We start from the raw sequence: 23,029 nt of genomic DNA on the forward strand, positions 1-23,029 counted from the left end.
TTTACCGAATATCAAAAATATATCACTTATTCACTGCCTCTATTTTGCCTAACTCTACGTACCAAAGGTATCCATCGACCCGCTCGAAACCCATTTTACGAATTAATTGCAGGTAATTTCTTACCTGATTAGGATGGCGCTTATCTTGCCGTTCGCCAAATTTATAATCCACGACAATTACCTTGTTATCTTTTATCATCACCCGGTCCGGACGTTTAGACAAGCCTTTACCGAACAGGATATCCACTTCATTCAAGACACGGGCGGAACCATCATACCAAGCCTTTACCTCCTCCGCTTGCAATAATTCTTCCAGACGGCTGATCAACTCCGCCGCTTCCTCCCGGTTAATCACCCCGGCTAACCGATAACTTTCGACCGAAGCGGGAATATCTTTCGGCGTACGTATCCGGCTCAATACCTCATGCATCAAGGTACCGTGCTTCCGCCTGGCATTATCGAAAAAGAATCCTTTCCCATGCAGGCGTAATTGTAAACGATCATCCGGGGAAACGGAATACAGGCGGCTCATGGGGATTTCCTCCAGGGTATCTTCTGCCGTTCTACCCGAAGCTGGATGCCACCATTCGCCCCTTTCAAAGGTATCATCCTCGATATCCGTCTCCACCCCCGCCCACAATAGATCGGCGATGGAAGTTATCTTCTCAACCTTACCTTCCTTGTTGATCTTCCTCGGACGGGGGGAGAATACGATCAGTTCTTCTTTCGAACGGGTAAAAGCGACGTATAAGGTGTTCAAGTTATCGATGAAAGCATGCAAGCGCTCCTTGAAATAATCCTTGGCGAAAATCGTGCTACTCAGGATCTGTCCGTAACGGACAGGAACTAAGTGCAGGCGGTCAAACGGCTTCTTCTCCGGGTGGCACCAAAGGATAACGGGCTTTGTCGGCTTATGGTCGATCTCCCAGTCCCCGAAAGGAATGATAACGACCTTAAAACCTAAGCCCTTGGATTTATGTACGGTCAAGATGCGGATAGCGTTTTGCCCATCCGGGGTAGCGATCGTCTTTCGATAACCGGTCTCGTCCCACCATCTCAAGAAACGGTTCAAATCCGCGCTTTCTTTTTGGGCGTACTCGGAAACCATATCCAGAAAGGCTTGCACGAATACCTGTTCCGTTTCCGGGAAGTAAGCGGAGAAGTTACGGAAGAGCCCTTCGGTTACCTCGTACAAGGATTGCCGGGAAATAGACTGAAGGTTTTGGAAAACAGACTCATCCGCCTCGCTCTCCCCGAATTTTCCGGTTAATACTTGATAGGCATACATCGCCAATTTCTTGTTCATCCGGTCCTCCGGATTTCGCAAATAGCGCAATACGGCGATCAGGAAACGGACCGCCGGAGAACTACCCACGAACAGGGCATCATCGGAGATGATATCGTAATTGTACCGGTCGGACGGATGCTCTTCCTTATAGGCTAGCAACGTATCAGCCACTAAAGCGCCTTCTTGATTGGTACGCACGAGTATGGCGATGTCTTTTAGCGCATAACCGTTATCCTGCAAGCGCTCCAAGGTAGCCGGCAATCGCTCCATCGCCTCTTGCTCCCACTTCTTCTCCTCATCGCCGGACAAGAAATCGATCCGTACATGTCCGTCCTTCTTCTGGAAAGGGGGAGGGACACGCTGGGAACTCTTATCATAAGCGGTCATGATCTTCGTGAAAAAGGCCGTGCGTTCTTCCTCGCTTAATGAGGAGTTTTTCAACGCCTCATTATATAGATCCTGCAGGATCGCCGGAGCGGCGGTGAAGAACGCGTTATTAAACTCCACGATATGGCGGCAGCTTCGCCAATTATCCATCAGGGTTTCCTCACGGACCTGTTCCTCCTCGAAATCCCTGCGGACTTGCTCGTCCAATAGCTTCCAATCCGAGTTACGGAAACGATAAATACTTTGCTTCACATCGCCAACGATCAAGTTCGCCCTACCATTCGCCAGACTCTCCTCCACCAAGGGCCGGAAATTATTCCACTGCATGCCGCTGGTATCTTGGAACTCATCGATCATATAATGATCTACGTGCGTACCCGTCTTCTCGTAGATAAAGGGGGCGTCGCTGCCACTGATGACCTTATTCAGCAACTCGGTCGTATCGGCGATCAGCATCACATTCTTTTCTTCCCGGTAAGAGGCGATTTGCCGGGAGATATCGGTTAAGATCCCTAACGTATAATAATAACGCACGATCTCCCGGGCCGTGTTATAGGCCGTCAGGTTGGCGAACAGGGATACGATATTCTTTACGCAGGTATTCAACCCTTCCTCATATACACACCCGATGATCTGCCGGAGACCCGGTGGAGTAGTCTTGGTCGTATAGGCATCCGGATTATCCGGCAAAGTTTGGAATGTGGCAGTCGGCTCTTTCATCTCACCTCTCGCCAGCTTCTCGAAATAGAAAAACGGGGAACGGCTTCCCCCCTTAAAATCCGAGGGTTGTAACGCAAACTGTTTCAGCAACGCCACTCCCTCCTCTCCTAAACGTCTCGCCTCCGCCTCTACGGAGCGGATGATGGCGTATAGCTCATTCTTATAGGCATCGAGCGCCTGCTTATCCGCGATATCCTTACCTACTTCCTCGCTAAATGCCTTATAACTCTCCTTAAAGACCTCCCGGCTGAGCGACATGATGTCTTGCCGCAAACTCCAGCCGCCTCCATCCTCGATCTTGTCCTCGGCGAAATGCAGCAGCCAACCTAGCAAATCCTTGCTCTCCGGCTTCTCCAGATCGGCCAGCAGGTTATCGATCGCCTCGGTCAAGACCAGTTCTTGGTCCATCTCGATGCCATAACCGCCTTGCAAACCGATCTCGCGGGTAAAGGCACGCATCGTTTGCTGGAAAAAGCGGTCGATCGTACTGATATTAAAAGCGGAGTAATCGTGCAGGATAGCGACCAGAATCTTCCGGGCCTGCTCCCTCACCTGCCGCTCCGTCAAGGAATAGGCGGAAGAGAGTAGCTGGATATAATCGGACGCACGGCCGGAAGCGAGGTGATAAAGTTCTTGAACGATACGGGTTTTCATCTCATCCGTCGCCTTATTCGTAAACGTCACGGCCAAGATCCGGCGATAAGCGCCCGGCTGGGAGAAGAGCAACATCAGGTACTCCCCTGTCAGCTTATGCGTCTTGCCCGCCCCGGCGGAAGCCCTATAAATTGTTAGCATAGCGATCGGGGATTAGATCGTACGGCTTTTCGAATAGCCCTCTTTCCGGAGGATATCCAACACCTTGGCACGCAGGTCACCTTGGATGATTATCTCCCCGTCCTTAGCGGAACCGCCTACGCCGCATTTCACTTTCAAGAGTTTCCCCAAGGCGGTCAGATCCTCGGAAGTGCCCCGGAACCCGGTGATCAAGGTAACCATCTTCCCTCCCCGGTTCCGCTTATCCAAGGATATGCGCAAAGCTTGTTTCTCCTTCGGCAACGTATCTTCCTCTTCCGTATCTCCCGTATTATATTGAAAATCGGGATTCGTGGAGTACATCACGCCTAATCGATCTTTCCAATCATTATTCTTCATAAAAATACCACTTTATTGGCTCAAAGCTACGTATTAATCTCCGAATAGGCAAACAAGGGCGAAAAGGCTATCCTATCAAGATGGAACTATTACCATTTTACTACATATAAAACCTTTATTTTCAGGCAAACCTCTTGCTTAATAAAGCGGAATCACTACATTTGCTACCAGAATCACGTTTGCTACATATATCGCTTAGAATTAACGGCCATGAGAAATATCATTCTTTTTATTTTTATTATACTAACGGTCCACTTGAACATGAGCGCGCGAGGCTCCGGCGAGAAACCGTCGATCGTCGTACTGCACTCCATCAACTTCGAGGAAAGCTGGACAAAACAGACCTATCTTGATATAGAAAGAAAATTCGGGGAGGAAGGGTTTACCGTAAAGGCGATTCCCTTACAGATCCCCGGTATCCGCACTATGGAAGGGTTTCAAGAGAAGAGAACAATGATCCTAGAGAGAGTTCCCGTGCCACCCACCTTAGTCGTATGCATAGGAGATCCCTCTTGGCTTGTCGCCCGCCCGTTGTTTGACAAGGAATGGAAAGATATTCCCTCTATCATCTGCTACGCCAGAGATTATATGTACCCGAAAGAAGAGTACCTGATAGACCTAGATAAAAACGTGCTCGATACGCTGGTTCCCATCACGGACGTAGTAAAAGGCTATAACGCCACTTTTATAAAATACCCAGTCTATATCAAGCAAACGATCGAGCTAATCAAAAAGCTACAACCGGAATTAACCAAACTGGCCTTTATTTTTGACCGCCGTTATATAAGCCAGCAAACGAAAGCGGATGTAGAGGCCGTGCTACGGAAAGATTTTCCGGGCATCCAATTCGAGCCACTGTCTACCACCTCCATTTCCACCGAGAACTTATTGGACAGACTGGCCTCTTTCGACAATAAGACCGGAGTCCTTTATTACTCATGGTACAGGACCCGGAAGGATAACGAGAATCGTTACCTAGTCGATAACGTCCAGAAAATGACCAATAGTTTCTCCGTCCCCCCAATCTTTACCTTGCAAGACGTACAAACAGAAAACGGGAATTTCGCCGGGGGATATTATGTTTCTCCGGAGGATTATGCGCAGGTGACGGTCAACACGATCGAAATGATCCTCTCGGGGAAAGATAGTAAGGAAATCCCGATCCAGACCGCGGAAACCCCGAGGGCCTACCTAAATTACCAGCATCTATTGCTTCACCAGATCGATCCCGGCCTATATCCCCCGAACGCCACGTATTTCCAAGAGCCTCCCGGTTTCTTACAGAAATACAAGATCCATATCATAAGCCTACTCGTCATTCTGGCGTTATTGATAACGATCGGGATCTTACGGGTCCGCCTCTTCATCCAAAAGCAAAAGGCCAAAGACAAGGAGCTGCAAATCGCACGCCAAGCGCAAGACCTGAACCAGAAATACCAGCTCGTCTTGAAAGCCAGCAACATGATGACATGGATATGGGACGTAAAAGAAGCACGGCTCGAATGTAACAATATTTACCTGACCCAAAGATCCATTCGCGACAAGGGAACCGACGGCCAATTCTGCATGTCGGCGGACGAGTTTTATAGCGGCATTCACCCCGAGGACTTGGAACAGATGCAAGACGCGATCAATAAACTAATCGCCGGCGAGAGCATATCGATCGACGAGGAGATCCGTTATTTAGACGATACAGGGCTTGAATATACATGGATAGAGATCTTTGCGATCGTAGGGAAAACCGATCCGGAAGGAAAACCCGCCTACTTAACCGGAGGTACTACCCTCATCAACCAACGGAAAAAAATGGAACAAGAACTGAGGGACAAGGAGAAGATAGAGGAATCCAACCGGTTGAAATCCGCCTTCCTAGCGAACATGAGCCACGAGATACGTACCCCGCTGAACGCTATCGTAGGCTTTTCCAACCTGCTAGCGGAAACTTGCCACTCCGAGGAGACGAGAGAGTTCTGCGAGATCATCGAGACGAACAACGAGCTTCTCCTTCAACTCGTGAACGATATCCTGGACCTATCGAAGATCGAGGCCGGGCAAATGGATTTCATCTATTCCGAGTTCAACGTATCCACGCTATTCCGGAGCTTATACCAGACCTTCCAAAGCCGGGTGAAAGACGGTGTCACTCTCTATTGCGAGATACCTGAACAGGATTGCGTTATCTATTCCGAGAAGAATCGCTTGACCCAAGTGATCACCAACTTCCTCACGAACGCCTGTAAGTTCACGTTCCAAGGGGCTATCCGCATGGGATACAAGGAGAGGGAAGATGGATTATACTTTTACGTAAAAGATACCGGAAAAGGTATTGAGCGGAAGAACCTCCCGCACGTATTCGAGCGTTTCGCCAAATTCGATTCCTTTATCCAAGGAACCGGACTCGGACTATCCATTTGCCAAACGATCCTAGAGAATCTTCACGGGAAGATCGGCGTAGAGTCGGAAGAAGGAAAAGGGAGTACTTTCTGGTTTACGATCCCATGCGCTGTATCAAGACCGTAGCGTAAGCCGAGATCCCTTCCTGCCGTCCGGTGAAGCCCAGCTTCTCCGTGGTCGTAGCCTTGATAGAGATATCCTCCTCGTCCACGTTCATGACCTCGGCCAGCGTTTTCTTCATCAGAGGGATATGGGGATTCAATTTAGGGCGCTCGGCGGCTACGGTGGCATCGATATTACCCAACTCATAGCCCGCCTCTCTTAAAAGCCTCATGGTATCCCGGAGCAAGATCTTACTATCGATATTCTTATATTCACCAGCCGTATCCGGGAAATGATAACCGATATCCCGCATATTGGCCGCTCCCAGTAAAGCGTCGCAGATCGCATGGATCAACACGTCCGCATCGCTATGTCCCAATAGGCCCAACGTATGCTCGATCTTAATCCCGCCTAGCCATAATTCCCGGTCCGGCACCAAGGCGTGGACGTCATAGCCAAAACCTACACGTATCTTCATATCCATTTATCTGAAAAGGTTCTTGATTCCATCCATATCGAACGACAAGGAGAAGCGCAATGTCTGGTCCAACGGGTTACTCTGTACCGTACTGATCAGATAAGCGGCATCCAACTGGAAAACACTCATGCGGAAACCAGCACCGACTGAGAAGTACTGACGGTTTCCCTGATATTTATTCTCATAGTAATAACCGCCACGAACAAAGAACTGCTGATTGTAATTATATTCCAGACCGATAGAGGCCATAATCTCCTCTAGCTCGCCCTTGAAGCCATTCGGCGAGTCACCGAATGATTTGAAGATACCCGTGATCGGGGACATATTGTTATATTCATCATGTTTTTCCTTATAAGCAGCCTCATCCTCGGGAGTCGTACCTTCTTGAATAGGTTCGGTAGGAACTAAATATTTACTCAAATCCACATAGATACCGATTTGGTTATAATCATCGATCGGATACAGTAAACCAGTTCCAACCTTTAACATCGTAGGCAAGAATTGGTTGGTATTTCCACCGTCGTAAGAGACCTTCGTACCGATATTGGAGACATTAAAACCAAAGCTCCACAGGCACTCGCTATTCCCTAAGATCACGTATTTCTCCAGATAACCGGCGATATCAGCGGCAAAAGCGTTATCCGGAACCATATCCGCATCCGACGAGGCACCCATGTCCGAACGAATATAGCGCAAGGCGACCGCCATAGAGAACACATCCGATAATTTACGGCTATAACTTACATCAAAAGCCATCTCATAAGGATTCAATATGAGCTGATTACCCATTCCTCCATCCCGGCTTTCCTGTACTTCTCCTAAAGAGAAATAACGCAAGGAAGCTCCGATCGCCTGCATATCGCTATCGCCTAATTTATAATAACCGGCCAGATATGCTAAAGCCACATCATTCACCAATTTACGTAACCAAGGCGTATAGGATAAAGCGACTCCGGCCTTACTATAACTAAAAGCATACTTAGCCGGGTTCCAGTATTGGGAATTCACATCCGGCGTAGTAGCCACACCGTTATCACCCATAGCACCTCCGCGAGCATCGGGCGCAATAGACAAAGACGGTATCGCCGTATTAATCGGGGCGAATTTATGTTTAACATCGTCTGCGCCTCCTTGGGCATATAAAGCCGTAAATGCCGTCAAAAAGCTGAAAACCGCTAGTAACAGACTGAATCTTGAAACTCTTACCATATATTCTATTCTAAAAATACATTTACATTTATCATTCCTAGAGGGTAATAAACATACCCCCATGCTTATTATAAACTAATTACCCGATACTTTATTGTGCGAGAATGATTAATTTATTCGCTTTCGTCGCCTCTTTCGAGTTATTCGTGCTAATCGCCGCCCGATACAGATAAACTCCCGGGCGCAACCGCCTGCCACCGTTATCCGTCAGGTTCCAAGTTACGATATAAGCCTTAAACAACTCGGAGGAACCGCTCTTCTCTGTACTCCATAGGAACTTACCGGTCATATCATAAACCATAACCGTCACCTTTAAGTTCGACTCCGGACGATTGTGATGCAGAAAGAATTCCACCTGATCCCGTGCCGGATTCGGGGTGGCATACATCTCGATCAGATTAGGTTTCAACCCTTCCGCCACCTCAAAAGTAAAGGTATAGGTTGTGGAGTTATTTAAGATATCCCACACCTTAAACTCGGCCGTATGCATTCCCGGCTCCATCTCGGGGATGGAGAACTGGACAAGTCCTTCGTTCTCACTATCTGGTAGCAACGCATAATAACTATTTAAGTTATAGCTCATAGAGGGCATACTATCAATCGTCAACATCATATCATGCCCTACGCTACTGCCGGTTATATTCACGCCGCTCTTATCCCACAGCTTCGCTACAAAATAAGGAGTCGTGTTTACCTTATCGCCCGAAACAAAACTGGAATCATTCAAATAGATCTGCCGGATCTTGGGACCGATCGTATCAGTCTCCGCCGTATCCGAAGTCCCCCCCACGATAAAATCGAAGAAAGAACCCTGCGCCTCTTTTGTCTCGGAAGACGCATATAGGTTTAATTTACCTTTCTTATTGGAATAAGAGATATCCTTCGGGACCATAAAAGTAAAGCTGAACTTTCCATTTCGAACCGAGTCTCTACCTATATAAATCGTATTCGGATAATCGAGATAAGTGAATTTCTCAGAGCTATTCCCTAAAGTCGTAATGGAACTTTGGCTATCAAATATGGTCGAGCTTAATACGCCCGTGAAATCCGCGGCAAAAGAACCTGACGGATTCAAGATTTCACCCTCTACCGTAATCCGGGATAACGCCTTAAACTCAAAAGGCTCATCAGAAACAGCTTCTCCATTCACAGCCGTCACCCGAGCCTTATACTCTGGATACGCAAACTTTAACGCCGGGTCTCCGATTAAGATAAAGTTCAATTTATTTGAGTCATTGAGTTGACGTTTCGTATACATCATCGCCTCTCCAAGCGTATAACGGCTATTCGCGCCTTCTTGGAACAGGTTATCGATGAGTGCCTTATTTAAGTTCGCATTATTACCGGAGAACACGACACGGGTCGTCGTAAACAAAGCGATACCCCCACTGGTAGGATTCAAGAAAACAGATTCACCCGCAGAAGTTTTCACATCGTCAAAACGGGTAAAATCGCAGGTAGCCGTCACCCACACCGGCAGATGCTTATAGCTGGAATTATTGATATCGGTTTGTGTCCATACGCTTTCGTCCGCCCAATGGGTCGTACTGCCATGCCCCGTATAATTAATCAACAACTGACCACTTTTTAATAGTTTCTCAATCTCATTATGCACATCCGGATAAGTCCCGAGGCTGCTACGCTTATAAGCATCGAAATACACTTTATTAACTAGAAAACCGGGTTGCATCTCTTCAATGGCCTCAGCAAGCTGATCTGCCTGCTTCATATGATTCGTTGTGAAACTATCCTCATTATTTCCATCATCCGCCACGAATGTCACGTTATTCTTCCAACTACCCGAATCCTTATTCTCCATATAAGAAATCGTCTTATCCACCATCTGAGTCGCCTCCGTTACTGTACGGATTGGAAAGCGCCCGACACCCAGACACATCTTATCTCGGCTAAAATTACTGCCGGAATTATCCTCTAAAAACGCAAAATAATCATCTGTCGCATAAGAGTAGACATTCAATGACTCTTGAGACTGGAAAGTCAAGAGCATATTACTCCATGAAACACCTTGCACCTCACCGCTTATCCCCCGATTATCATAGATCCCGTCTCCGAAAAGCAATAAATATTTTGGAGGATTACCTAAAGAAGAACTACGATCGTAAAACATCTTCATCAAACGACGATATGCCGTCGCATCTGGAGTTCCACTAGAGAACTCATTATAAATCGCCTCTGGAGTTACGACTTCAACAGTCAAGCCATCTTTCTCACGGTGCGCAACCGCCAAACGCTCCGCCTGCTGAACCAAAGACGGAGCCGATATAATAATCATATCCCTCTGTTCCAAACCATGCAGATTCGAGGAAGCGACTTCTCCCACGACTTCCGGAGAAGGAAATGTTTGATTGGTTTGAACCAACACAAACTCCCTCAATCTACCCGCTGGTATTGTAAATGAAAGTTCAGAACCATTCAGATCGGCTTCCACTCTCTTCACATTTAACGCATCGGTCACATCAAACACCAAGGTATTCGAATTCGCCTCGCTAATAACAAAGCGAGACGCATTTCCTACAGAAGTCAAGCTTCTGAAAAAAGTACAAGCCCCATAAGGGCGCAACGTACGGACAAATTGCATACGGATATAGTCCAAACGTACATTCGTATGTCCACTTGAACTATAGGAAACCACTACGTTATTTTTCTCACTTTTTGATCCCTTCCATAACGCGGTGGTTGTCCCGGGAATCGCCTTTGTATACGATCTGACATTCGAGCTTACCGTTTGGATAGAAGGTATGGTTATATCCAACAATTCGGAGTCATTGATACTTAAAGAAGCCGTACCGGAACCAGAGTTAATTCTTGAGATAAAACGCATGGTCACCTTACCGTCCGCACCCGTAATCCCGGGGATAGAAGAAAAGGTAGAAATTGTACGAGGGCGTGCCCCACTAAAGTCCTCTCCAAAAAACTCCCGGCCGGATTGGTTTACGGAGACTAACTCTTGCTCATGCAATAGATAATCATCATAAGTCGTAATCCGAGTGGAAGCACCACTCGCTTGAGCCACGGAAGTCATATCATTCGTGGGTGTGGCATCGGTCACAAAATAATAACCATACAAAGAATAAGGATTATTCGTATGCACGAATGTCTGGCTCGACGAGTCATATTCCCATTTAACCGACCCTTTCCCGTAGAATAACAGGTAATCACTCCCACGCCAAACCGGAGTAGAAGGGACATCATCGATATATTCTTTACTGAAATCCTCATCCAAGGGCCATCCTCCATAGCCATGGACAGAGACTTTCGATGGGTCCGAGAAACCCATATTCTTCAAATCCGCATAGGATAATTTGTAGATTCCGGTCTTATCCACCCGGATCTTCACCCATTTCCCTTCCGATAACAGGGAGTTAGAAGCATAACGGCTACCATCCGCCCATGTATATGAGCAAAGTAATAAACCTATAATGAATATATATATTAATCTTCTCATCTCACATAAAAATCCAGAAGCTTCCGCTCGCCAAGATATCCCTCCAGATGATCGTCGATCTTCACGGGACCTACGCCAGCAGGTGTTCCGGTATAAATCAAATCGCCTATTTTCAGCGTAAAGAAGCGACTTACATACGCAATAATCTTATCTACCGAAAACAGCATATTCGAGGTATTGCCTTCCTGTACCTTCGAGCCATTGATATCCAGATGGAATGGAAGCCGGTTTACATCCCCCGCTTGCTCCAGCGGAATAAAGGTCCCGATCACAGCCGAATTATCAAACGCCTTACTAATTTCCCACGGTAGCCCTTGCGCACGCAATTTATTCTGCAAATCCCGTGCCGTGAAATCAATACCGACCGTAACCTCATTATAATAACGATGAGCGAAACGCTCGGCTATATTTTTCCCCAAACGGTCTATCCGTACCACGATCTCCGTCTCATAATGAACTTCCGATGAAAAATCCGGAATAAAAAACGGTTTCCCATCTTTCAACAAAGAGGAGTCCGACTTCATAAAAATAGTAGGCTCTGATAATTCTAACGAATGATGCAGCTCTTTATTGTGAGCGGCATAGTTCATTCCAACGGCGATAATCTTCATATTTTAGTGATTCATTGAGTTCAATCGATTAAACATAACAGCTAAATGCGCATACATAGAAGTGTTCTGGACTACGATATGTTCCGGCACCCGTATACGGAACGGGGTAAAATTCCAAAGAGCCTTGATTCCTCCCTCGATAATCCGGTCTGTCACCTCCTGCGCTTTCTCCACCGGCACGGTGATCACCCCGATCGTCGCGCCATATTCTTTCTGCTTGGCAGGAAAATCATCCATATGAAAAACGGGAATGCCATTGATCATGCTCCCGTCCAAATCCTCACGGACATCAAAGCCCGCCACGATCTCCAAACCATATTGGCTCAGTCCGGTGTCATGCAACAAAGAAGCGCCCAGACTCCCTACCCCAAACAGAAATGCCTTATGCTGGGATGTAAAACCGAGGAAATCCTCCAGTACGTCAACCAACGCGTTAATATCGTATCCCACTCTCGTCTTCCCGGAGATATTCACAAAAGAGAGATCTTTAGCGACCTGACTAGGATCTACATTTATCTCCTTAGCGATCTGGGTAGATGAGATAAACGCTTCCCCTTTCCCTTTCATCAACTTTACGAACGCAAGATACCACGGTAACCTCCTTAACGTAGGTTCCGGCACTTTCCATGCCTGTTTTATATCATCGCTGGCCATTGTCTAATTCTCCTATTCATGTATAACATTCGTGCAAGCCTACAAAAGTACAAAATTAAAAAGATTCACCAAAAAAGCCCCGATCGAGAAACTGTATTTAACTACCACCTTAACAGTGGTCTCACATTCAACAATCACGGCTTCGATACCGGCAAGTATGACGATCCTAGCGTTGTCGGTAATAAAAACTGTCTCTACGATCCTTTTTCCCGTATAAACCTGGGAGGCATTCGAATCTTTTGTATTTTTACGCAAAAGTTTCGAGATATCCAAAACCATAGCACAGATTTAGGTATCATCCACTTTTAACTAAAGTGTTCACACAAAAACTTCAATTATGACAAAGAAAGAAGCTATCAAGATTTTCGAAGAGAAAAAAGTACGTACAGTCTGGGACGATGAAACAGAGGAATGGTTTTTCTCTGTAGTAGACGTTGTCGCTATCCTAACAGATAGTCCTAATCCTAGCAATTACTGGAAGGTGCTGAAACATAGGCTAAGAAAAGAGGGAAATGAGTCGGTTACAAATTGTAACCAACTGAAATTACCTTCTACCGATGGGAAATACTACAAAACCGACGTAGCTACGACAGAACAGCTGTTCCGGCTTATCCAATCCATCCCATCCCCTAAAGCAGAACCTTTCAAGCTATGGATGGCCCAAGTGGCAAAAGAGCGATTGGATGAAATGCAAGACCCCGAGTTAACGATAGATCGAGCCATGAGAGAATATAAAGCTTTAGGGTACTCGGATAACTTGGATTAATCAACGCCTTAAAAGTATCGAGATACGCAAGGACCTAACCGACGAATGGAAACGGCACGGACTACAAGAGGGTATTCACTTCGCTACCCTTACAGATATCATCTATCAAACGTGGGCTGGTAAAACTGCCAAAGAATATAAACAATTCAAAGGACTGAAAAAAGAGAGCCTGCGAGACAATATGACCAATACGGAGCTTGCTCTTAATATGCTTGCCGAAGCAGCTACCACTGAATTGTCCAAAGAAAAGAATCCGCAACATCTCGAAGAACACGAAGTTATCGCCAAACAAGGAGGAAAAGCAGCAGAGGCCGCCCGCAAACAACTTGAAAGCGATTTAGGCCACTCGGTAATCTCTCCCCTCAACGCTAGAACCGGATTGAGACTTAAAGATAAAAACGACAAAGAATAGGCAAAAAGCCCCGATCAAGAAACCGACCGGGGCTTATTCTTTTTCCGCTTTCTTGCCTCACGGAAATACTGACGGAGAGCTTTAATTTTTTACTTTAGTATTAATATCCCCGCATGTTCTACCATCGCAGTGTACTTGAAGAGTCTATCTCCGCACGGGAATTTCAGAATTATAAATATCTTCTTAAAGGAAGAGATGGGGAATCCCCCATCTCTTGACCTATCTATTAGTCGTTTAATTATTTAACAACTACCTTAACAGCTTCCTCACCATCAACAGCCACAGCTACGATACCAGCAGGTACGGCGATTGTAGCGTTATCAGAAGAAAGAACTGTCTCAGCGACTACCTTACCTAAGATATTGGTGATTACTACTGGCTTACCAGCGGCACCTTGAACAGTCACAGCACCGTTAGTAGCTACCACTGATACGCCTTCTACGTTAGCGCCATCGATAGAGGTAACCATATCGTCCGCATCAGTCTTTTGAGCCACATTGAATACCAAAGCCGCATCACCACCTGTCTTAGAAGAATTGAAGTCTGAATCGTAGCGTGTCAATACCAGACAACCATTCTGCATCTTCAACCATGCCGCATAGTTCGGAGCGATAGCATTACCCAATCCATGAACATTGCTTAAAGGAATATTCTTTTGAGCACCCGCAACAGCATCATAATCAGGAGTATCTAATTTTTCATCCGTATAAACATTAGACTCGAACATGAATGCGTTAACGTTCGGATCTTCCTCTGTTACATTGGCTGCCTTGTCAGGATCTACATAACGGAATGACCACGTTACGTTCTTGTGTTGGTCACCTTGTAAGTTAACGATATATTTACCGTTGATTTTAGCGGCGGTGTATGCCTTTACGATATCAGCCGTATCCAAGTCTGCCGGTTTCATATTCTTGAACTCGTTAACCAAGATGAACAAGCTATCACCTGCATGAACTGCCTTAACGAAACCTACGCGAGTATAACCGTTAGTGATATCCATCCAAGGTTTAGTATTGCTATCTTTCATTCTTGCAGAGTCGGCGAAGCTTACCAAATATTTGCCATAAGCGAAACCAGTTCTACCTTGTTTAGCATGTTGACAATGCCACTTATCAGTCTTATGGGCAACACCCTTATCATCAATATAGAAGTGTTTGTCATCTGCCTCATCACAAGGAATCGTTTCGATAGCGCCTTGATCGTCACGGGCTACGGAGATCAAATATTGAGGCTTAACATTGCCAGCACCACGGTTCAACCATGCGGTATCAATGCGCATAGCCAACTTGTTTTCAGCTTTTTCCTTGCTCCAGATACCTAGATAATCAACGAACTCGTCAGTGAAACTACTGTTACCTTCATCCATCAAGTATTCTTTACGATATTTCTCTACGAACAATAAGCTATCAGGACCATCTTTCTCATCTTCACCCAAGATTGCCTTGTTGAAACGACGATACAACGGAGCATCGCTAGGCTCTACAGTAAATGCGGAGGTTCTAGACTCATTCAATAACTGAACCTTCAAACCTGCGGTCATACCGTCATCAGCGATACCAACTTTAGAAGTCTCTTTATTCAGATCAGCGATATATGCCGCATGCTTCGTGTTATCATAAGCTGTCTCCAAGATCGCATAGTAATGCTTGCCATCATAGTGGTTGTTCTCTTTGAAGAAGAATGTATCCACTTCTGCTACAGTACCATAATTAGCAGCACCCATAGAATACTTGCTACCATAAGCCTTAACTAATTTAGCCGTCTTGTTCTTAGCGATCACGTAGTTTGTTCTTTCCAATTGAGCAAGTCCCGGGATCTTCTTTAATAATGTAGCGTCAACATCAATACCATACTCAGCGGTAGATCCTTCAGTCAAAATATACTCATTCGCATCTTGTTTTACGTAGATCAAAGAGTCCTTATCCGCACCATTAGCGATCCAATAGTCCTGAGTAAACGGATTCAAATAGTTGAATTTGTATTTATTTACTATCAACTCATTATTTGAAAGGTATTTATAACCTAACTTCTTATCCTTGATGATAGTAGAATCTTTAATCTGATCGAATGTAACATTGTTAAATTCTGAAGAAGACGCAATGATCTCACCTTTATCATTCAATCTCAATTGAACATTGTTCCATTTCTTATTCGGGAACTCACGGTTGGTGATAGTAATCGGAGAAGTAGCCAAAGAAGTCGCAGTGCTCAAAGTCTTCGTAACAACCCACTGATAAGCAGGCATGTGCAATGGCTGTTGCTCATCCAATTTCACCCATTCGATCGTATTGTTACCAACATTATCATTTTCATGGATAGGAGCGGCCAACACTTCTCCCTTGGCATTCTTAATGATATACAAACCATTGTCTTTTGAAGTCTTATCGCTTTGAACGAAACAGTTTGTAGCATTGTATTTAATATGCGTATTAATTGGTTTCAAACCGATAGTAGCGATTCTATCAGCCACAGTAAAGTTCTGCAACTTAACGAACAAGCTATCAGCGCCTACAGGTCCGCCTACCTCATCTCCCGCACAGAAGATATCGTGGTATGTAGTTCCATAGTCGATGATATTTGTTACTTGATTCCAATATTTCTCCGGAGTCTTCTCGTTCTTATAGCGAGCCTGCATCACTTGGATATACAAGCTATCCGTAGAAGGACGATAGGTAAATAAGAACTTATGCTGATCCGCAAGACTTGAGTTCTCTACATCCTTGCTAGGTTCCTTAGACTCATCTGTCCAACCAAACTTCAAGAACTGGATACCAACACCGTTAGCGGCAGTATCGACTTTCAAATATTGGTTCGCGTCTTCCTTGGAAGTAACGAATACGAAATTACGTGCCGTATTGCTATCTTTCTTATCAGCAACACCTTTCGCTACGAACTGAGTTGTAGAGAACGGATTAACGTCTGCGTTCGCATCCTTCTCAAAAGTAAGAACGAACTTATTGTCTTTCACATACTCATTGATCTCGCTAGCGCTCAATACATACGTACCGGCATTAAACAGAGTAAGTTCTACCGCACCCTTAGATTTTGCATCCTGTCTAATATCTTTAGCCAATACTCTTTTTGCTTGAAGTCCATTATTAGTGCCTTTTGTTAAAAGAAGCACATAGTCTGGTTCATAATACGTATACATAGGCTGGTTATCTAGCAGCGTAGTCTCATAAGTACTAGAGAAAGCCCAACCACCAAAGCTCTCGCCAACAGTCAAAGAGTCTGTTGTCGCAAATGTTCCAGCCTTAATAGCCGAAGCATCTAAATCAGAAACAGCTAAAGTCTCGCCAGTCGCCTTGTTAAAGAAGTCATAAATAGGTTCTTTACCAGAACCTTCCTCTGTTACCTTTACACACCACAAGGAAGCCTTTAGATCTGTCAATGAGCTTACAGTCTTAAACGCATATTTGCCATTCTCAATAACAAGAGCCTGTCCCTTATCGTCTCTGATTTGGTACACACCTTTTCTTGCAGCCTCATCCAACTTCACAACCTTGGCGGCATCAGCACCAACCGGAGCACTTGCAAGATTCTGCGCATTAGCAGACATCGCACTCAACAGAGCGACACCCGCCAAAAAAGTAGAAAACTTTTTGTTCATAATAAATAAATTAATATTAATACTAGTGTTTATTAAGATAATCAACCTGTTAGACTAATTGAGAATCGCCGTTTGTCGATAAAAACGACTAGTCTAAACGATCGTCTAAATCTTGCGTTTTTTGAGCGTCGAAACGGAAGGTTCGTTGAAGGAATCGCTTGTTTCGTAAAGGATAACCTATCATATTGATAAGAAAGAGAATAAGCGATAAAAAAATCGTCTGGAAGGGTTGCAAGTATCGAAGAAACGCGTACCTTTGCAAATGACTAAAAGAATCGATCGTTTATACTAGTCGTTTTCAGCTAAATTAAATTCATACATATCTACTCATATATAAATGTACGGACGTACATTATATATAAGTATGTTCTATACTTTTAAGTTTCCTCTTTTTATTCCTCATACAACAGACAAACACGAACATGTCATTGAAAGATCAAAAAGCGTATCCTTTTGATTGGATTATACCCTTTCTCGTGGCACAGCTTCTAAATAAGAATGACAAACTAGAGGGAACTATAGAGAAGAAACAGGCATTTATACACCTTTTTGACGCAAAAAGCCCTGTTTTTTGATAAGATTACCCTCGTCAAGCTACACATATAGTCCCATTAACTCACACATATAGTCGCATTAACCCACACATATGGTCACGATAGGCTACACATATAGTCATAATAGGCAATATGACTACCTTATAATGGGCATTCTTACCCCCTAACGACTGGATCATAAGGCATGAAATATGAGCTAAGATGAATTAATTTCGCTAGAATAAAAGGGTGTTTTTCGACAAGTCGCTAATGGATAGACAATTGCTGATTTTTTCTTTCGTTTTTGGGAACGAGACGTACATTGGCTCGAAATAATCGATTCTCACGGACTTCTGTTTGCGAAATGTCAAAATGATAAAAGCCCTTCAACCTAATCCGTTACTAACGGCCACAGGCTGAAGGGCTCTTTATGTATATAGAAAGGAGATCCTTAGATTCTCTCCAATGTAGCTGTAATAAACTCCCAGATCTTCTGTACGGAATGAATATTCACTCGCTCGTCCGGTGAGTGCGGATATTCCAAATCCGGTCCGATAGAAACCATATCCATATCCGGATAAGCGCCTTGGATGATACCGCATTCCAATCCGGCATGCATCACCTTCACCTCAGGTTCCTTACCAAATAAATCCAGATAGGTAGATTTCATCAAGTTCAAGATCGGGGAATTGATATTAGGCTGCCAGCCATTATAATGACCGGACTCCTCCACCTTAGCCCCTGCCAAAGCGAATACACTTTCCAGACTTGAGCAAACAGAATCCCTGCGAGACTCGGATGAGCTACGCACCAAGATCTTCACCTCGATCAACTCATCAGATGTCTTCACGATCGCCAAGTTAGAGGAAGACTCAATCGTACCCGGGAAATCATGCAACATGCTAATCACACCATTCTGGCAACCCTCGATCGCATTGATCAAATCATCCTGTATCTCCTCCGGAATCAACGTAGACGGCAATTCAACCATCTCCGCGACGAAATCGATCTGATCCTCCACACCCATATACTCCGTACGGAACATATCTTGGTAATCAGCCACTAGCTCCCAAAGAGACTCCACGTTATCACCCGGAATCGTTATCACGGCAAAAGCCTCACGAGGGATAGCGTTAGGCAAGGAACCACCCGCCACAGAGGACAAGCGAGCGCCATAATCACAAACCGCCTCTTTCAAGAAACGGAAGATCAACTTATTCGCATTCGCACGCCCTAAATGAATATCCACACCGGAATGGCCACCTTTCAAGCCAGACAAGCTAACCTTGACAGCCACGTCACCTTCCGGAATATAAGTATCCTCCTTAAATTGGAAAGAGACATTCACGTTAGCGCCACCCGCGCAACCTACGAACAACTCCCCTTCCTTCTCGGAATCACAATTCAATAAAATATCACCCTGTAAGAAATGCGGCTTCAAGCCGAAAGCGCCGTCCATTCCCTGTTCCTCATCAATCGTAAACAGGGCCTCGATCGGTCCGTGACGCAAGCTATTGTCCGCTAACACGGCCATCGCCAGAGCGGCGCCCATGCCATTGTCCGCCCCCAAAGTCGTCTCACGGGCCGTCACCCAATCACCGTCTATGTAAGCGTCGATCGGATCTTTCTCGAAATCATGCTTTACGGAAGAGTTTTTTTGGGGAACCATATCCAGATGAGACTGCAATGTCACGGTCTTACGACCTTCCATTCCGGGCGTGGCCGGCTTACGGATCAATACGTTACCCACCTCATCTTGCAGGGTTTCCAGTCCCAATCCTTTACCAAAGGATATCATAAAACGGGTTACTGCCTCCATATGTCCGGTCGGACGGGGGATTTGCGTAAGGTCATAAAAATAACCCCATACATGCTTCGGAGATAGATCTTTGATTTCTGCTGACATAGATGTTAATAATTTAGTTCAGTTCATATTTAATACATATCTTGTATTCATCACGAAACAGCGACCGGAGCCTCTTTGTTCTCCCGGTTGGTGAGCGGCAAAGCCACCACGCCGAATAATCCGCACAATCCAGTCCATACCGTCTGTACCGTATGAACGACCAAGGCGAACGCCGCCGCGTCATTCTCGTTCACGCCAAAACAAACCAAGGTAGCGATCACCATGAAATGCCACGGTCCGATACCGCCTTGAACAGGCACCGCCACGCCGATACTACTCATCGTAAACGTGATCAGCCCGACCACGATACCCAAGTCCTTGGTAAAGTCGAAAGCATAGAACGTTATATAAAAGTAACAGAAATAACCTCCCCAAATCAATAACGTCTCTATCACGAAACGCATCTTATGCTCCATGTACCAGATACTCTTCATACCGGTCCATATATTCTTCAACATGCCTTTGGCTTTCTGTACCAGCGTAAAGTTACTCATATAAGTGAATACAAACCAAATTACAGCGACAAAAATTATCACCGCCACGTAAATCCATATCGAATTAAACATGGATTGGAACCCTTCGAGCAAAGCCGGGTTCTTGGCGAAGAAACTCGTAAAGAAGCTTATATTAAATATGAATATCATCAAGGTTATCAAACCGACCATGATCGTATCGCTCACACGGTCGATCAACAAGGTACCTAAAAGCTTGGTAAACGAGATCTTATCGTATTTCGTGATCATGCCGCAACGCCATACCTCGCCGACACGGGGCAATACCAGATTCACCGCGTAATTACCCAACACGGCGTAAATCACGTTACTCATCTTGAAACGCTCGCCCAAGGAACTGATCAGCAATCCCCACCGTAAACCACGGACGATATTGGCGAACAAGCCGAACAGTAAAGAAACCAGAATAATATCATAACGAACCCCCTCCTTGACTACTCGCCAAATCTCAGTGATATCCATTTTCCGATACAAAAACCAAAGGAGTAAACAGCCGAAGGCTAAAGGTAGAATTATCTTCAGAAACGTACGTAGAATGCTCTTAAAATCCATTAGGTATAGGGAACTTTAAATTATTTATTGTACTTTTGTGCATCCGCAAAGATAAGCATAATATTTAAAAACAAACACATTACACCGAAAAGTGGATGAGATTAGTTAAGCCAAAAAAAGCATTAGGGCAACATTTCCTAAAGGATCTGCAAATAGCACAGCGCATTGCGGACACACTCGATACTTTCAAATCCTTGCCGGTCTTGGAAATCGGACCGGGAATGGGAGTCCTTACCCAGTTCTTGCTGGAGGCGGGACATGATTTGACCGTTGTCGAGTTGGACATGGAATCCGTAGATTACCTGAACCAGAATTTCCCCGATCTGAAAGGACGTATCATCGCCGAGGATTTCCTGAAATTGGATCTCTCGAAGCTATTTCCGGGGCAGTTTTGTGTGATCGGTAATTATCCCTATAATATCTCCAGCCAGATATTCTTCAAAGTCCTCGATTATAAGGACCAGATTCCCTGCTGCTCGGGGATGTTACAAAAAGAGGTAGCGGAACGCCTAGCGGCAGGTCCCGGTAGCAAGACGTACGGAATCTTGAGCGTATTGCTTCAAGCTTGGTACGACGTGGAATACCTCTTTACTGTCAGTGAGAAAGTATTCGATCCGCCTCCAAAGGTGAAAAGCGCCGTATTGAAAATGACTCGTAACGACCGCAAGGAGCTGGGATGCGACGAGAAGTTATTCAAGACCGTAGTAAAGACCTCATTCAACCAACGAAGAAAAACGCTTCGTAATTCCATGAAACCCCTATTGGGTAAAGATTGCCCGGATTACGCCTTGCCGATATTCGACAAGCGCCCGGAACAGTTATCCGTGGAGCAATTCGTGGAACTGACCTTGATCAGCCAAAAGCATCTGGAGAAGCAGGCTGGTGATGTCCTATAATAATATAAGAGTCCAATGATCGAACTGACGAAAGATTACATCGAGAACCTGAAAAGCATCATCGAGGCCAAAGATGACGCGAAGGCACAGGAGGTACTTCATGAACTGTATCCTGCCGATATAGCCGAGCTTTATCAAGAACTGAACTTGCAAGAGGCCATTTATCTCTATCTATTGATGGATGGCGACAAAGCGGCGGATGTATTGATGGAGTTGGATGAGGAAGACCGTCATAAGTTATTGAAGGAACTTCCCAATGAGCTTATCGCCAAGCGTTTCGTCGATAACATGGAAACGGATGATGCCGTTGACTTGATGCGTGAGTTGGACGAGGATACCCAAGAGGAGATCCTTTCGCATATCGAGGACGTAGAACAGGCCGGTGATATCGTGGACTTGTTGAAATACGACGAGGACACCGCCGGCGGTTTGATGGGTACCGAGATGATCGTGGTGAACGAGAATTGGAGTATGCCCAAATGTATCGACGAGATGCGCAAGCAAGCGGAGGAGATGAGCGAGATCTATTATGTATATGTAGTGGACGACGACGAGCGCTTGAAAGGCGTGCTCCCCTTGCAGAAACTGATTACCCACCCATCCGTCTCCAAGATCAAGCATGTCATGAAAAAAGACCCGATCTCCGTTCGCGACAGCGACAGTATCGAGGAGGTTACGGAGACGATCGAGAAATACGACTTGGTAGCCTTGCCCGTAGTCGATAGTATCGGACGTCTGGTAGGACGTATCACGATCGATGACGTTATGGATGAGGTACGCGAGCAACACGAGCGTGATTACCAGTTGGCATCCGGTATCTCGCAAGACGTGGAAACCTCGGATAATGTATTCACCCAAACCGCCGCCCGCCTACCTTGGCTGCTGATCGGCATGATCGGAGGATTGGGAAACTCCGTTATCCTCGGTGGTTTCGAGAGCAGTTTCGCCACTAACCCGAAGATGGCGCTATTTATCCCGCTGATCGGTGGTACCGGTGGAAACGTAGGCATACAATCTTCCGCTATCGTGGTACAAGGCTTGGCAAACAATACCTTGAAGGAAGGGAATATCGTACCGCAAATCCTAAAAGAGTCCGTAGTTTCGTTAATCAATGCCAGCATTATCAGTCTGGTCGTGTTCATTTACAACTTCTTCATGCTGGGAGACCGGGGGATTACGGCCTCCGTATCTTTAAGCCTATTCGCCGTCGTAATGTTCGCCAGTATATTCGGCACGTTAGTTCCCATGACCTTAGATAAGATGAAGATAGATCCGGCCTTGGCGACCGGGCCGTTTATCACCATTACCAACGATATTATCGGTATGATGATTTATATGTTCATTACTTCCGCGTTAGCTTGATACCACGGGGGGACGG

At 45.5% G+C, this 23,029-nt stretch carries 13 protein-coding genes and 1 pseudogene; 4 read left to right on the plus strand and 10 right to left on the minus strand.

The window, feature by feature from the left end; genetic code table 11:
- Positions 1-22: 22 nt before the first annotated feature.
- Both CI960_RS19060 and CI960_RS19065 read right to left on the minus strand, forming a co-directional pair.
- Positions 23-3,190 carry an exodeoxyribonuclease V subunit beta gene (locus tag CI960_RS19060; RefSeq protein WP_005861237.1) on the minus strand — a complete coding sequence of 1,056 codons (3,168 nt, stop codon included), beginning with the start codon at positions 3,188-3,190 and terminating at the stop codon, positions 23-25.
- Between the two features lie 12 nt (positions 3,191-3,202).
- Positions 3,203-3,547 carry a translation initiation factor gene (locus CI960_RS19065; protein WP_005861235.1) on the minus strand — a complete coding sequence of 115 codons (345 nt, stop codon included), beginning with the start codon at positions 3,545-3,547 and terminating at the stop codon, positions 3,203-3,205.
- 210 nt (positions 3,548-3,757) lie between these two features.
- Here CI960_RS19065 and CI960_RS19070 point away from each other — a divergent pair, with 210 nt between their 5' ends.
- Entirely contained in the window at positions 3,758-6,067 is a 2,310-nt protein-coding gene (locus CI960_RS19070; RefSeq protein WP_172606902.1) for a PAS domain-containing sensor histidine kinase, read from the plus strand.
- On the opposite strand, the gene ispF is transcribed toward CI960_RS19070, so the two are convergent.
- From ispF to CI960_RS19095, 5 genes are all read right to left on the minus strand, one after another.
- Positions 6,036-6,521 carry a 2-C-methyl-D-erythritol 2,4-cyclodiphosphate synthase gene (gene ispF / locus CI960_RS19075; protein WP_005861223.1) on the minus strand — a complete coding sequence of 162 codons (486 nt, stop codon included), beginning with the start codon at positions 6,519-6,521 and terminating at the stop codon, positions 6,036-6,038. The two genes, CI960_RS19070 and ispF, sit on opposite strands and share 32 nt — an antisense overlap.
- A gap of 6 nt (positions 6,522-6,527) precedes the next feature.
- Positions 6,528-7,730 (minus strand): type IX secretion system outer membrane channel protein PorV, encoded by a 1,203-nt coding sequence (gene porV, locus CI960_RS19080; RefSeq protein ID WP_005861221.1) that lies wholly within the window; start codon positions 7,728-7,730, stop codon positions 6,528-6,530.
- Positions 7,731-7,821: 91 nt separating this feature from the next.
- On the minus strand, positions 7,822-11,196 hold the full coding sequence (porU, locus tag CI960_RS19085) for a type IX secretion system sortase PorU (RefSeq protein ID WP_005861220.1): 3,375 nt from the start codon (positions 11,194-11,196) through the stop codon (positions 7,822-7,824).
- Complete coding sequence (locus CI960_RS19090; RefSeq protein ID WP_005861219.1) at positions 11,193-11,807, minus strand: fumarylacetoacetate hydrolase family protein; 615 nt, start codon at positions 11,805-11,807, stop codon at positions 11,193-11,195. The genes porU and CI960_RS19090 overlap by 4 nt, the downstream gene beginning before the upstream one ends.
- Positions 11,808-11,810: 3 nt before the next feature.
- A complete protein-coding gene (locus tag CI960_RS19095) occupies positions 11,811-12,461 on the minus strand; it encodes a redox-sensing transcriptional repressor Rex (RefSeq protein ID WP_005861218.1) in 651 nt (216 codons plus the stop codon).
- Between the two features lie 337 nt (positions 12,462-12,798).
- Here CI960_RS19095 and CI960_RS19105 point away from each other — a divergent pair.
- Positions 12,799-13,639 (plus strand): annotated as a pseudogene (locus tag CI960_RS19105) (Bro-N domain-containing protein).
- Positions 13,640-13,877: 238 nt separating this feature from the next.
- On the opposite strand, the gene CI960_RS19110 reads toward CI960_RS19105, so the two are convergent.
- The 3 genes from CI960_RS19110 to CI960_RS19120 form a co-directional block, all read right to left on the minus strand.
- Positions 13,878-17,252, minus strand: coding sequence for a DUF6383 domain-containing protein (locus tag CI960_RS19110; protein WP_005861210.1), 3,375 nt, complete (start codon positions 17,250-17,252; stop codon positions 13,878-13,880).
- A gap of 984 nt (positions 17,253-18,236) precedes the next feature.
- Positions 18,237-19,691: an aminoacyl-histidine dipeptidase gene (locus tag CI960_RS19115; protein WP_005861209.1), complete on the minus strand. Its 1,455-nt coding sequence runs from the start codon at positions 19,689-19,691 to the stop codon at positions 18,237-18,239.
- Positions 19,692-19,741: 50 nt separating this feature from the next.
- Complete coding sequence (locus CI960_RS19120; RefSeq protein ID WP_005861208.1) at positions 19,742-20,755, minus strand: lysylphosphatidylglycerol synthase transmembrane domain-containing protein; 1,014 nt, start codon at positions 20,753-20,755, stop codon at positions 19,742-19,744.
- A 95-nt stretch (positions 20,756-20,850) separates the two neighbouring features.
- Between CI960_RS19120 and rsmA the strand changes: the two genes are divergently transcribed.
- Positions 20,851-21,651, plus strand: coding sequence for a 16S rRNA (adenine(1518)-N(6)/adenine(1519)-N(6))-dimethyltransferase RsmA (gene rsmA / locus CI960_RS19125; RefSeq protein WP_005861207.1), 801 nt, complete (start codon positions 20,851-20,853; stop codon positions 21,649-21,651).
- A gap of 15 nt (positions 21,652-21,666) precedes the next feature.
- Positions 21,667-23,013, plus strand: coding sequence for a magnesium transporter (gene mgtE, locus CI960_RS19130; RefSeq protein ID WP_005861206.1), 1,347 nt, complete (start codon positions 21,667-21,669; stop codon positions 23,011-23,013).
- The last annotated feature ends 16 nt before the right edge of the window (positions 23,014-23,029 follow it).

The organism is Parabacteroides sp. CT06 (genome assembly GCF_002257605.1).
GTDB classification, from domain to species: Bacteria; Bacteroidota; Bacteroidia; order Bacteroidales; family Tannerellaceae; genus Parabacteroides; species Parabacteroides distasonis.